Genomic DNA, 13,870 nt, shown 5'->3' on the forward strand with positions numbered 1-13,870 from the left:
AGGACCAGGAGACGCAAGCGATGAAGCTTACGACAAAAATGATTTTGAGCGGTCTCACGGCAGGCGTGGTGCTGCTGGGTACCGCTGGCTGCAACAGCAATCAGACCAAGAGCCACAAGGCCAAAGTCAATGCAGCAAACGCGCGCTGGATGAACCTACGCTCGACTCTGATGCTCCAGATGGCGCAGCAGCAGTTCGACACCGGTGATCTTGAACAAGCAGAACGGACAACGGCCGATGCGATCAGCATCGATCCGAAAAATGGCCGCCTGCATGTATTGGCCGGCAGGATCGCCTTGGAGCGAAGCCAGCTTGAGCGCGCTTATCAGCGGTTACAGACTGCCAGCGAGTTGGATCCAAAGCTGGCGGAAGCACACTACTACCAAGGCATCGTGCTTCAGCGCTGGCAGCGTTTTGATGATGCGCTAGCTGCGTATCGTCAAGCCTATGAACTTCAGGCGGATAATCCCGGCTACCTGCTGGCAATCAGCGAAATGCTTATTTCAACCGATAAGGTTGAGGAAGCTCGAGCTTTACTGACCGAAAAGGTTGCCTACTTCGACCAAAGCGCAGCCATTCGTGGTGCGCTGGGGCAGGTTTACCTCATACAAAATAAACCTGCTGAAGCGGCGGATTACTTCCGTCAGGCCTCATTGCTGCGGCCGGATGATATGCAGTTGATTGAATCGCTGGCGCTGGCTCAGGTCGAAGCGGGTCAGAACCAGGCTGCGATCGCGAGCTTTGGCCGGCTGGCCAAAGACGAAAAGCGCGCGAATTCGAGACACGTGCTGTTCGCGCTTGCCGCCGCATATGAGCGAAACGATCAACCCGCCCAGGCGAAGGACATCTATCTCAAGCTCACCCGCCAGGACTCTGCTGACGCCGAGCCGTGGATCAAGCTGGGAGAAATCGCGTGGGCGCAGCAGGATACTGCGGGCACATTGCTGGCAGCGAATCGTGTAATCAACATCGCGCCTAAGCGATCCGAAGGTTATTTGCTGGCGGGATTGGTTTGGCAGAAGCGCGGCAATGTCGATGAGGCTCTGCGCAATTTCGACCGAGCTGCAGAGCTGGCTCCGCAGAGCAACGATGCTGTGATTCTTCGCGGCATTACGCTTCAGCAGGCCGGCCGGACATCAGCCGCAGCGCAGGCCTACGCCGAAGCGCTCCGCCGCCGTCCGGACGATAGCCGCGCGCAGGAACTGCTTGCGAGCGTGCCTGAAGCGGATCGGTAAATCGAACAACAAGCAGTGCTCCTTTGCGCCGGAAACAGGGCCGACGCACGGATCGAGTGTGGTGGGCGGCTTGGAGTGGAGGCAGGATTGTCGGTAACACGTTGGTCCAGTGCGATTGTCGGAACAGGCGCTGCCGGCTTGGTGGCGTCCTCCGGGTTCTATTTTCAGCCCATCCGATATAACGACACCTTTGCGGTTGCCCTGCTGGCAGGCATTGCCGTTGTGTCGGGATTGATCCTGGCACTGATTCACTGGCTCATGATCAGCAGGCTGGGGAGCGATCTCTCGCGCCTGACGACCCACGTGGAGGCGATCGGCAAACTTGATTCCCGTCCGCCGGCATATAAATCCAGCACCGATCTGAGTGAACTCGAAAAATCGATCGAACAGACGCTCGGAGGTCTGCGCAAGCGGATCGAGGCGCTCGTAAATCAGCGGCGCGAGCTTGAGGTACAGACGCGGATCGCGGAGGCGGAACGCCGACACGCGGAAGCGGTCCTTAACTCGATCACTGATGCGGTGGTTGTGACCGACGCCTTTAACGAAATCGCGCTGGCTAACGAATCTGCGGCACGGGTACTCAATTTCGATCTCGAGGGAGCGATACGCAAACCCATTGATCGCATTGTGCACGATCCTCTGCTGGTCAATCTGATCAAGGACACCCGCGAAGGCGGCAACGCTGCCCTTCGCCGCCACGTCGAGCACCGTCTGGGTCGGAATGGTCATTCGGCGACGTATGACGTCACGCTTGCGTGTGTTACCGACAACAGCCGCACGGGGCCGGAAACAGCAGGCGTTGTTGCCATTCTCCGCGATATCACCAGAGAGAAAGAAATCGCGGAAATGAAAAGCGACTTCGTTTCCAATGTTTCACACGAGCTGCGCACGCCGCTTTCATCCATCAAAGCCTATGTGGAGATGCTGGTGGATGGTGAAGCTCACGACGAAGCGACACGCGCGGAGTTTTACAACATCATCCAGGGCGAAGCGAATCGTCTTGGCCGCCTGATTGACAACATCCTCAACATCAGCCGAATCGAATCCGGCGTGATCAAGGTCCAGCGCGAGCACGTTTCTTTGCCGGGCGTCATCAAGGATGTCATCGACGTGCTGCTGCCGCAAGCTCGTGCCAAGCAGATCGAACTGTTGGAGATTCCAACGCCGATCTTCTTCCAGGTCTTTGCGGATAAAGACATGATCTACCAGGCGGTGTTAAACCTGATCAGTAACTCGATCAAGTACACACCCAACGGCGGCAAGGTCAGCGTGTCAATCGTCGTGGATGAGCATAGCCGCACGGTCAACGTATCGGTGGCGGATAACGGCGTGGGTATCCCCGCCACTGACCTCCCGCATTTATTTGAAAAGTTCTACCGCGTGGCGGACCACAAAAAGATGGCCAAGGGAACCGGGCTGGGCCTGAACCTGGTCAAGCACATTATCGAGACCGTCCACGGCGGCAAAGTCAGCGTCACAAGTGAACTTGGTAAGGGCAGTACGTTCACGTTCAGCCTTCCAATGGCCGACAACGGATAAGGGGAAGTGCTTATCCCGGTTTGTATTCAGGCTCCGGTAAATTGCCGGAGACGAACATTCAGACACGGATCAGTCACGGATCGGGGAGTGTGACTTATGAGCGACAAAATCAAAATTCTCGTGGTGGATGATGAAGCTCACATCCTGCACGTGGTCAGCCTCAAGCTGCGCAATGCGGGCTACGACATCATCACGGCAGAAGACGGTGAGGAAGGCCTTGAATCTGCGATACAGAACAAGCCCGATCTGATCATCACGGATTATCAGATGCCGTTCATGACCGGGTTGGAATTGTGTACCGCCTTGAAGGAAAACGAGGTGACCTGCGCGACACCCGCAATCATGCTCACCGCTAGAGGATTCAGTCTGGCACAGGAGCTTTTGGATAAGACCAACATTGCTGCGGTGTTGAGCAAGCCGTTCAGTCCTCGCGAAGTGTTGTCCAAGGTGGTGGAGCTTATCGGTGGAGATGTGCCCCAGGAGGCAAGTAATCCCTCGTGACCCAGACAGCCGTACCCATCTCGCGTCCCGGATTATCCGACCGCTTGCGTGAGCGGTTTGATGGATTAGGGGTTGCGCTCGTCTCCTTCGAGGCTTCGGGCCGCGCTGTCTTTGCTGACAGGATGACCAGTCTTGAAAAGCTGGTGATTGAGGCCCCCGCCTTCGCCGCCGCTGTGCGGTTGAACTGGCCTGCGCTTTCCGAGACACAAGGCGGTGCGATTTCGATCTGGCCGGGCGTCTGGCTTGCCCCCCTGCCTGGACAGCGTCGCCGCCGGATTGCCGCGGAGAAGTATCAATCACAGATTATCGCCGCGATTCTAATTGGAGGAGAGTTCCTCGAAACCGATCAGCTCCGTCTGGCTTGTGATAACGCGCGCCAGGATGTGCAGGCGACCCTCGCCCGTGTGGATCCGACACGACTTGTCAGTGCGTCGGAGGCTAATCGCCTGGCACTGACGCTTTCGTGGATGCAGAAAGACTCACTCGAAATTGATCGTCGCTGCGGTGAGATTCAGTCCATGAGCACACAGCTCGGAGAAAGCTACGAGGAGCTCAGCCTTCTCTACAAACTTTCAACGAGCATGACGGTCAACCAGGAGCCGCCGCAGTTTCTCACTGACTCTTGCGCTGAGCTTCAAGAAGTTCTGCGGCTGCGCTGGATGGCGCTGCTGCTGACGGATGATGATCCCCGGCTAAATGAGCTTTCGGGACAGGTGTTTACCGCGGGCCCCATTAAACTCTCGGCGGAGCAATGGTCCCCCGTTCGCCGCGAACTCCTCAAACTCAACGCTCACGACGGTGCCGCGATCATCATTGACGATACTGCGACGACTCAAATTCCTGAGCTGTCACAGATTGCCAGCCAGCTTCTGGTTGTCTTCATGCAGCGTGAAGACAAGACTTTTGGCGTGCTGATTGGCGGCGATAAGCTCGGCGGCGAGCACATCTCCAGCGTGGATTCGAAACTCTGTAGCTCGCTGGCGAACAGTCTCTCGATCTTCATCGAAAACCGGATGCTGTTTCAGGACATGGCGGCTATGTTCATGGGCACGCTGCACGCGCTGACCAGCTCAATCGATGCCAAGGACCGATACACACGCGGTCACTCCGAGCGAGTCGCGCTGATGTCGCGTCAGCTTGCCTCAGCGGCAGGCCTCGACCATAACACGGTCGAGCGCGTTTACATCTCCGGCCTGGTTCATGACGTGGGCAAGATCGGCGTACCCGAGGCAGTGCTGACCAAGCCGGGCAAACTCACCGACGAGGAATTCGCCCTCATCAAACTCCACCCCGAAATCGGCGCGCGCATCCTGCGCGACATACGCCAGATGCAGGACTTGATCCCGGGGGTACTGGCGCACCACGAACGGTGGGATGGTCGGGGATATCCAGCAAATCTCAAGGGCAACGATATTCCGTTATTTGGTCGGTTGATCTGCCTGGCCGACTCGTTCGACGCGATGAGCAGCAACCGTACTTACCGGCAAGCATTGTCTCTCCAACAGGTGCTCGCCGAAATCAGTCGATGTGCCGGAGCGCAGTTTGATCCCGATCTTGCGCAGGTCTTTGTCAAACTCGATTTCACGGAGTTTCAGCAGATGCTTCGTGAACATCAGCGGCAGATTACTGGTCAGGAGATCGCAGCATGAAACTCAGCCATGAAGACTATGACCAGCTCACGGTGATGCAGATCAAGGGCGATCTGAACGCGGACGCAACGGATGAGTTTCGGAAAGCGATCAACGCCCGCATCGACGCAAAAATCAGGGATTTTGTGTTTGATGTGGCGGAGATGGAGTTCGTCGATTCCAAGGGGCTCGAAGCACTTCTGTGGGCACAGGAGGTCTGCGGGGAAAAACTAGGCCAGGTCCGACTGGCGGCACCACGGGAAAACGTCGCCAAGATCCTGGAGATCACCCGCCTCAGCCCCCGATTCGACTGTCACGCGGACGTGGATGCAGCAATCAAGAGTCTCAGATAAACGATCCAGGTGAGACATGTTCAACCGAGGCACATCAATCAAGGCTCCTGACGACGGAACATCCGCCAGTGCGGGCGGGGCGTCCACGTCTGTGCGTTCCCGCAACGGGCACGCCGGCGAGGCCAAACCTGTTCGCGTAGGTGATCTGCTCGTGGAGCGAAAGGTCATCACCCCGGAGCAGCTTGCACAGGCGTTGGCGTCTCAGAAAGAACGCGGACACAAGAAACTGCTGGGCGAAGTCATCTGTGAGATGAAGTTCGCCACCGAGGAGCAGGTGTTGGAGGTACTCGCCGGTGCGTATGGCGTGCCATTCGCCCGCGTGTCTCCTAAGATCGCCGATCCAAAAGTTATCGAAATACTTCCTCGTGAAATGCTGGAAAAGCAGTGTGCGCTACCGCTGTTTGTTGTTAACGGCAAGCTCACGGTTGCGGTAAACGAACCAGCAAACGTCTTTCTTCTTGAGGAGATGGAGCGGGTATCGGGCTGTACGATCCAAGTCGTTGCCGCCACCGCTCGTGACATCCTGGCCACGCTTCAGTCCTACCTGCCGAACGCCAACGTCTTTGTTATTGATGAGATTGTTGACGATATTCAGTCACAGGACTTGACGCTTGTTGAGAAGGAAGTCACCGATCTAACAAACCTTGCTGACTCCGCGAGTCACTCGCCGGTTATCAAGCTGGTGAACTTTTTGATTCACGGTGCGGTGCAGGACGGCGCCAGCGATATTCACATTGAGCCTGGTGATGGCGTGCTGCGGGTGCGGTTTCGAGTGGACGGGTCGATGTTTGAAAAAATGAAACCGCCGCATCAAATGCAGCCCGCAGTGGTCAGCCGCATCAAAATCATGGCAGGATTGGATATATCCGAACGTCGTGTGCCGCAGGATGGCGGTATCACGGTCATGCTCAACAAGCGGCCGGTGGATCTGCGCGTCTCGACCATGCCGGGAAAATTCGGCGAAAAAGTCGTGATGCGCATCATTGATAACCGCAACACGCTGACGAGTCTGGAAAAAATCGGGTTTTCCTACACCATGCTCGAAAACTTCCGCCAAGTGCTGCACCAACCAAACGGTGTTGTGCTGGTGACGGGGCCGACAGGCAGCGGTAAGTCCACCACGCTGTACGGCATGCTCAATGAAATACTCGACGACTCACTCAACATTTGCACAGTTGAGGATCCTGTCGAATACAACCTGCCGGGTGTCAACCAGTTCCAGGTGAACGAGAAGGCGGGCTTTACTTTTTCCGGTGCGCTGCGGGCACTGTTGCGTCAGGATCCCGACGTGATCATGGTCGGTGAAATCCGCGACCAGGAAACGGCGAAGATTGCCACACAGGCGGCTCTGACGGGGCACCTTGTGCTCTCCACATTGCATACCAACGATGCCCCTAGTGCGATTACCCGACTCTTTAACATCGGCGTGGAACCCTATCTCGTTGCCGCATCGATTCGAGGGGTGCTGGCGCAACGGCTCCTCCGAAAAGTATGTTCCTCCTGCAAGGAAGCGATGGAAATTACGCCGCAGGTCCGTCGAACTCTCGACAAGATCACGGATGGGGCTGCTCCGATAGAGACGCTTTACAAAGGCGCGGGCTGCTCGAAGTGCAGAAATACGGGCTATGCGGGGCGCATTGGTGTGTTTGAGCTATTTACACCGGACGATGAAGTGCTGGACGCAGTCAGTCGCGGAGCGAGTCTTCAGGAAATACGCCGCCTCGCCCGCGCGGGGGGTTATGTCACGCTTCAACAGGACGGCATCGAAAAGCTCCGTGCGGGAATCACGACGGTCGAAGAACTTTTCAGCGCCACCTCAGTGGGGTGAGGTTACTTGCAAATAGGTTGGCGATTTCCCGTAGAGCCGACGCTCGGAAAGTAGAACCATGGCACGATATACCTATCAAGCCCGTACGAATCACGGCGAACTGACCACCGGTTCGGTACAGGCGGCCTCTCTTGACGAGGCGGGACGCATCGTGCGCGGCGAGGGCAAGTTCATCGTCAAGCTCACCCTAGCTCCCGCCGACTCGTCTGCAAACGAGAACAGTACGACGAATACGTCGAAAGCCAAAGGAAAGATCAAGCGGGCAGAGGTGATTTTTTTCACCCACCAGATGTCGGTCATGATTCAGACGGGAGTACCTCTGTCTGAAGCACTCGACTGCGCGGCGCAGCAGGCTAACAACCCTGCGTTCCGGGCGGTACTTGATGATGTTGCCAAGCACGTACAGGGCGGCGGCGAGTTTTCTGCGGCTCTCCGAAAACACCCCAAGATATTTCCCAACGTCATGATCAGCCTGATTCGCGCTAGCGAAATATCCGGCACGATGGGCACTATGCTCGAACGCATCTCCGGCTACCTGACCAAGGAGCAGGCCACCGCCAAACACATCAAGAGCGCACTGATGTATCCGTGCTTCATGATGACGATGGCAGTAGGCGTCACCATATTTCTGCTCGCTTTTGTGTTGCCGAAGTTTGCCAAGATTTACGAGTCACGAGGTGCGGCACTCCCGGCTCCGACACGGTTTCTGCTCGCCCTGAGCCACGGACTGGTCGCTTACTGGTGGATGTGGCTGGGCGGAGCGATTATCCTCGGCGTCGGCGGTTACTTGTTCGTTAAAAGTTCCAAGGGGCGGCGGGTATTCGACTACCTCAAGCTCAATGCGCCGATTTTCAAACACCTTTTTACAGGTCTTTATGTAAGCCGTGCCTGTCGCACCATGGGCACGATGACGGCTGCGGGCGTTTCCATGCTCGACATGATCGGCATCGTCAAAGAAGTGACCAACAACGTCTATTACCACGACCTGTGGGATAAGGTGGATGAACGGCTGCGCCAAGGCGCTCAACTATCCGAAACGCTGTTTTCCTCAACGCTGATTCCGCGCAGTGTCGCCCAGATGATTTTCAGCGGTGAGAAATCGGGTCGCCTCGGCGTCGTGTTGTCAAAGGTGGCGGAGTTTACGGAGGAAGAGTTTGATCGCGCGGTGAAGACGACGACACAATTCATCGAGCCGGTCATGGTGGGAGCGATGGGCCTGATCATCGGCTTCGTGGCCATCTCTCTGCTTTTGCCGATCTTCAGTGTTGGAAAAGTCGTCGCGGGCAAGTAATTCACCTCGGTGATCCGCGAACCCTGTCGTCGTGTCGTTTGGCGACCGTGCTAACATCCTGCCATGCACGCGCTTCTGATTCCTGTGGGCAGCAGTGGTGATGTTCACCCTTTCGTCGGCCTGGGTATTGCGCTCAAAGCTCGCGGACATCGTGTATCCATCCTGACCAACGGCTACTTCGGCGATCTGGTTCGTCGTGTCGGGCTTGATTTCATCGAGTTAGGTACAGCGGAAGAATTTCTCGCCGTAACACAGAATGCAGATCTTTGGCACCCTACGCGGGGATTCAAAACGGTGGTTGGCACATTCGCCAAAGGCCTGCCACCGATGTATGACGCGATCAAACAACACAGCGTGCCGGGCGAGACCGTGCTGGTCGGCGGCTCGCTGGCCTTAGGTGCGCGGATTGCCCAGGAATCGCTCGGCCTGCCGTTGGCGACGATTCATCTTCAACCGTCAATCATCCGCAGTGTGTATCAGACGCCGCGTATGCCGATGTTTGTCCTGCCGGACTGGATGCCCAAGACGTTGAAGCGTGGCGCATACTGGCTGGTGGATAATTTCGTCGTTGATCCCGCGGTCGGCCCCGCAGTTAATAAGCTGCGAAAAGACGTCGGCCTTGCCCCGGTTCGAGGCATCATGAAGGACTGGTGGCATTCACCGCAGATGTCGATCGGTCTGTTCCCTGCATGGTTTGCCCCACCACAACCAGATTGGCCCCCGTCGTTGAGGCTTACCGGATTTCCGCTGTATGACGAACGCGGTGCGGTCGAAGTACCCGCCAGCCTTGAAGAATTTATTCGCAGCGGCGAGCCTCCTATTGTGTTTACTCCCGGCTCAGCGATGCGGCATGGGCGCACTTTTTTTGAGGCGGCAATCGAGGCGTGTCAACATCTGGGCAGACGCGGCATACTTCTGACGCGCTTTGCGGAACAACTCCCCTCGACTCTGCCTGATAGTGTCCGCTATTACGACTTTGTACCGTTGACCCAACTCCTGCCTCGCGCCGGGGCGCTGGTTTGTCACGGCGGTATCGGCACCATCGCACAGGGACTGGCAGCCGGAATTCCTCAACTCATCATGCCTCTGTCGCACGACCAGCCGGATAATGCGTGGCGGATTAAAAATCTCGGCGTCGGCGATTCAATCAAGCCATCGAAATTTCATGGTCCTGCGGTTGCGGCAAAACTCCGTGTGCTGCTCGAATCGGAAACCATTCGACAAAAATGCCGTTCGGTCGCAGCGCAATTTCAGGGGAGTGATCCGCTTTCACAGACATGTCATCTGATCGAATCACTCCAGTCTGGAATAAAATGCGCAGCAGATACGGCAAATCCAAAACTGCGGAACGCCTGAATTTCACGGATATAATGTGATATTGGACTAAGGAGAACTGCCGTGAAGGCGCTCGTATTGCTATTTACGAACACCCTGCTTGCGGGACTGTTATTGACGCAGAACGGTTGTGAGTCAAAGGCTGTGCAGGGGGGCTTGATCGGTTCAGCGGGTGGTGCTGGGATTGGTGCAATCGTTGGCAACAATGTTCACGGCCAGACCGCCGAGGGCGCCGCGATCGGTGCGGGTATTGGCGCCATCAGCGGCTACATGATCGGCAACGAGATCGATAAAAACCAGACGCGCCAGCGACTCGACCGTCTTGAAGGGCGCAAGACGTTCTCCAATACATATTGAACACGACGGTACCGCCGCCTCAGCACCCAAACGAAAGCAAACGCAACACACGCAAACTCTGTCTGTGTTTTCTCGTTCAGTGCGCCGGTCGCACCACGAGTCGCCAATCCACCGCATTGGTGTCCAGGGCCGCACCTTCCAAAAAGTGTTCGTCGCGAACTGCCAGGTTCAGGAACTTCCATCCCTGATTGGTTTTGAGTGGTCGTCCCTGTGCGTCGAAGAACTGGAATTGATATTGAATGTTAAGCACGCGCTTGCTGATGTTGCGCACAGCTTGTGCCACCCGCATGGGCCGGTCCTCGGTTGTCGGATCAACAATGGTTTTTCCAAAAACCAGCTCCTCATCAAACCCTTCGAGCACGACGCCTCTTGGGTATTGGTCCGCAGAGAGTTTGTCCATGCGCCCCGAAGGCGGTGCTTTAACCGTGTCACAACCGACCGAAGCGATGGTGATCGTTACCAAAAGCAATACAAACATCGATGATAAGTTTCGGTTCACGGCTGGTCCTCGTGAGGTTTGCGGGAAATTGTTAGCGCCACTTCGGCGCATTGTCTTCATTGTCCTATGGTTTTGGGCGACAAAGCGCTTCGCTGGTTGTCGATCTGTTGCCGCAGCGCGATGACGCGCGGACTTTTTGGCTGATAGACGCCGTGATCCATATCAAAGAGTCGCGCATAACCTGTGGTGCCGGAGTAAGGCGATACGAGTGAGTGACCACCTTCAAGAATATGCAGGCCGGGTGTGCCGTATTCGTCCTGTGTCGTCCAGGTGATGCCCTCATCACGGTACAGGCTTTCCAACTCGCCGGGGGTCATGCCGAGGAGAAACCCAGCTCGTTGATAGTCATCGAGTGCTTTGGCGGAGGGGATGCGCACACTGTCGCCGCCAAGAATCCAGGGAAGCTGCACCCCCACGGAAGGTGCGGCGTCATTTCCATAGAAGATGCGGCCGGAGGTCGCCCAGATCGGCGCTACGCCGCCGGACTGGCGGCCCGCCCACGGGTTATAAAGCAGGCGTACGTAGCGGAGTTGCGCAGCTTTACCCGTCGGCGGGGACAGCCCGGTCAGCACGAGTCTCGAAGCGGGCTCCCCTTCCACTTGCACCGTCACCGCCGTAGTTTCTCGGGTGATCATCACGGGTACGACGTACACGCGCTGCGGCAATAACTCGATGTGGCGTGTGTCGGCGTGGGCTCCCGCCTTAAGTAAAGCACCTGCTGCCATGGCTCCGAGTCCGGCAAGCGCAAGCTCCGGACTGCGCTGATCCGCGCCGATCATTGTTGCCCCCGCTCCGCCGACAAGCAGACCGGTTCCCACTACAGCCTTGCCCCGGCGCATGTCTTCGAGGTTGTTCCACCGATGGTCGGTGGCCATTTCATTGAGATCAGCCGCGAGCGGGTATGTGGCGCGTGACAATTCTGTACTCACCCACAACCGTGCCGAGCTGCTTGGGGTAATTGGCTCGAAGGTGGAAATCGAGTTATCCAGACCCGATGCAACTTTCTGCGGCCCCCTGCCGTAATCGACAACAAGGATCGTGTTGTATTGCTCCGACCGGATGACATCGATGACTTGACGCAGGTCTGGTCGAATAGCGATTGCACTGCGGAAATTTTCTTCAGCCTCCTGGATACGGTCCGGATCGCCCGTTTCTTTACCAATCTCATGGGCAGCGATTCCTGTCATGAGAAAACCAAGCGCGAAATTAGTACGAACCTCTTCCGGGTGGTTAAACGCCACCTCGCCATCGGGAGTTTTCTGGATCACTTCAACATTGCTTATCCGGCGGTTATCCGGTGTTTTGATGACTGCCTTAAGCGGAAACAGAGAGTTCAACTCAGCCGCACGGGCGTTATCCCAGCTCCCCTGCATGGCGTAGTGCAGACCGATGTAGTGGAACGCCAGCGCCTGCTCGAAAGGTTCACCTTTCCAGACCTTGAGGTCCTCGTTTATTACGACAGATGCCAGGCCGGCATCTTTATTGATACCCGCCCGACGGAGGATCTGATAGAGATCGTCCCAGGCGCTGCCTATTTGCGGTGCATAGCCGTCGGCAAGCGTCAGGAGTCCCAGCCGCATGCGGTCGAGCGCGTAGTCGCGGCTGGGGTTTTTCGGTGTCCGTGAAGTGAGTGGTTCGCTGCTGCGCGCAATCTTATCTTTCATCGACTGACGCGCAGCTCCGTAGTCAGCGCGATAAACAGCTGCGACAAGAGTGGGTTCGGGTTGGGCGACGCAGGCAGATAACGAGATCGCCAACGTTGCCACAAGCGCGACCACACGTCGGGCGGGATCGCAGAAGGCCTGCAGGCGGCAGAAAATGTGCTGAAGCGAATTCATCAAGTCCTCAATCGATCGCCAACCCACGGGCCTGTCTCTTAAACTCGAACGAATCCGTCCAGACGATCTCGCGTGTCTGGATCGACTCAATGACATACTGCATCGTGTAATAGTCCACTCGGTCGTTGACCAGGCTATGCGATTTTGTTCTCGCAACTCGTGTGCTGGAGCGAAAGGTTGCTTTCATCACGTGTGTGGCGGGTATCTGGGCTGTGGGATCGGTGAAATCACCACGGTATCCGCCCTCACTGGCTAAAAGCTGTCGTTCGGGAGGGATTTGAAACCGGATATTTTTACGTTTGCCCAGCTCTCGGATCGGCAATGCGCCTTGCAGGCGGGCCATCAACATCCACTGCTCGCCCGGCGGAATGGGATCGCTGGTCAGATTCTCAACCTTGTTAATTGTGATGATCGCCAACGGGGAGTCGGGGGTGCGGTCGCGCAGAAAATCACTGGCAGCAAGGCTGGAGACCATCTCCTGCGTAGCAGCATTAAAATCTGCAGATCGGATGATGGTGGACTTTCCCTGGTTCGAACACGCGAAACTGAAAACACACATGGAGAGGATGAGCACCGGGCAAAGACAGCGCCGGATACATCGTTGGCTGCACGAAGAAACGGTCGGAGTAGGTTTCACCGGCTCATCCCTCTGCAAAGGCGGCACGCTCCGTCGCTAGGGCAAGACTGCACCGCCTCTATACACGATTCGCGGGGAATGGATTATTGCTGGCCAAGATCGAAGTGTTCACTGAACACGATCTCGCGCGTAACGAGGTTGGTGAGCTTGAACTCGAAGTAGTACTGCCTGCGGTCAAGGCGATTCATTTCAAAGAAATCTCCTTGGAGGACGTACGTTGTGCGCGGGTCGTAACCCGCCACTCCGCCGCGATCGCTTGGCTGCGAATCCCCGCCGGGAGGCCCGTCTGGTCCCACGATGCGATCGTATTCCGCTTGCATCCGTTGGCGATTTTCCACGATCAGGAAATACTTGCGCATGAGCCTGCTTTGATACAACTGGCCGCGAACTCGATTGCGGAGCTGCTCGAAGTCGCTTGACGGTGTTGCGGTATGGTTGTCGATCGAGCCGAGCTCGAGCACCACCTTGGTAGGCGAGTTGCGAATCTCGTCGATATCGGTGATCTGCTGCGCCAACTGAGCGGCGACGGTGTCGCCAAACTCAAGCATGGCTGGGATGCTGGCGCGATCAGACAACCTGTCCGCGGAGGTCGTGCGGTAGGGATCAATTCGGCCGCCGGTACTGCCGGAGTTTTTCTGGCATCCCGCTAAGGGGATAGCCGCGAGTGCCGCCACCAGTGACATACGTGCGATAACCGCCAACCCTTGAGTCTGTAATCCGGATTTCAACACGAGAAGCCTCCTAAAAGTGGCGATGAGTGCTTGTCGGGGCCGGGTATTCGTGGACGCTCCGTTGGTGCTCCGCGCAGGCCCGACCCCGGGAATGAGAG

General features: G+C 56.8%; 13 protein-coding genes. 9 read left to right on the forward strand and 4 right to left on the reverse strand.

The window, feature by feature from the left end; genetic code table 11:
- Positions 1–20 precede the first annotated feature (20 nt).
- The 9 genes from IT444_01380 (at position 21) to IT444_01420 (ending at position 10,067) form a co-directional block, all read left to right on the forward strand.
- Positions 21–1,235 carry a tetratricopeptide repeat protein gene (locus IT444_01380; protein ID MCC7191406.1) on the forward strand — a complete coding sequence of 405 codons (1,215 nt, stop codon included), beginning with the start codon at positions 21–23 and terminating at the stop codon, positions 1,233–1,235.
- An 87-nt stretch (positions 1,236–1,322) separates the two neighbouring features.
- Positions 1,323–2,774, forward strand: coding sequence for a PAS domain-containing protein (locus tag IT444_01385; GenBank protein ID MCC7191407.1), 1,452 nt, complete (start codon positions 1,323–1,325; stop codon positions 2,772–2,774).
- A 96-nt stretch (positions 2,775–2,870) separates the two neighbouring features.
- A complete protein-coding gene (locus tag IT444_01390; protein ID MCC7191408.1) occupies positions 2,871–3,275 on the forward strand; it encodes a response regulator in 405 nt (134 codons plus the stop codon).
- Positions 3,272–4,924, forward strand: a complete 1,653-nt coding sequence (locus IT444_01395; protein ID MCC7191409.1) for an HD-GYP domain-containing protein — start codon at positions 3,272–3,274, stop codon at positions 4,922–4,924. Before IT444_01390 ends, IT444_01395 begins: the two co-directional genes overlap by 4 nt.
- Positions 4,921–5,256 (forward strand): STAS domain-containing protein, encoded by a 336-nt coding sequence (locus IT444_01400; GenBank protein MCC7191410.1) that lies wholly within the window; start codon positions 4,921–4,923, stop codon positions 5,254–5,256. Before IT444_01395 ends, IT444_01400 begins: the two co-directional genes overlap by 4 nt.
- Positions 5,257–5,272: 16 nt before the next feature.
- Positions 5,273–7,084, forward strand: a complete 1,812-nt coding sequence (gene tadA / locus IT444_01405) for a Flp pilus assembly complex ATPase component TadA (GenBank protein MCC7191411.1) — start codon at positions 5,273–5,275, stop codon at positions 7,082–7,084.
- A 58-nt stretch (positions 7,085–7,142) separates the two neighbouring features.
- Positions 7,143–8,375, forward strand: a complete 1,233-nt coding sequence (locus tag IT444_01410) for a type II secretion system F family protein (protein MCC7191412.1) — start codon at positions 7,143–7,145, stop codon at positions 8,373–8,375.
- A 63-nt stretch (positions 8,376–8,438) separates the two neighbouring features.
- Positions 8,439–9,731, forward strand: a complete 1,293-nt coding sequence (locus IT444_01415; GenBank protein MCC7191413.1) for a glycosyltransferase — start codon at positions 8,439–8,441, stop codon at positions 9,729–9,731.
- Positions 9,732–9,773: 42 nt separating this feature from the next.
- Positions 9,774–10,067, forward strand: a complete 294-nt coding sequence (locus IT444_01420; GenBank protein ID MCC7191414.1) for a hypothetical protein — start codon at positions 9,774–9,776, stop codon at positions 10,065–10,067.
- 76 nt (positions 10,068–10,143) lie between these two features.
- On the opposite strand, the gene IT444_01425 is transcribed toward IT444_01420, so the two are convergent.
- From IT444_01425 to IT444_01440, 4 genes are all read right to left on the reverse strand, one after another.
- Positions 10,144–10,545, reverse strand: coding sequence for a DUF1425 domain-containing protein (locus tag IT444_01425; protein MCC7191415.1), 402 nt, complete (start codon positions 10,543–10,545; stop codon positions 10,144–10,146).
- 77 nt (positions 10,546–10,622) lie between these two features.
- Positions 10,623–12,404 carry a hypothetical protein gene (locus IT444_01430; GenBank protein MCC7191416.1) on the reverse strand — a complete coding sequence of 594 codons (1,782 nt, stop codon included), beginning with the start codon at positions 12,402–12,404 and terminating at the stop codon, positions 10,623–10,625.
- 7 nt (positions 12,405–12,411) lie between these two features.
- A complete protein-coding gene (locus tag IT444_01435) occupies positions 12,412–12,879 on the reverse strand; it encodes a hypothetical protein (protein ID MCC7191417.1) in 468 nt (155 codons plus the stop codon).
- 245 nt (positions 12,880–13,124) lie between these two features.
- Positions 13,125–13,772, reverse strand: coding sequence for a hypothetical protein (locus IT444_01440; protein ID MCC7191418.1), 648 nt, complete (start codon positions 13,770–13,772; stop codon positions 13,125–13,127).
- Positions 13,773–13,870: the final 98 nt, after the last annotated feature.

The organism is Phycisphaeraceae bacterium (assembly GCA_020851465.1).
Classification (GTDB): Bacteria; Planctomycetota; Phycisphaerae; order Phycisphaerales; family Phycisphaeraceae; genus JADZCR01.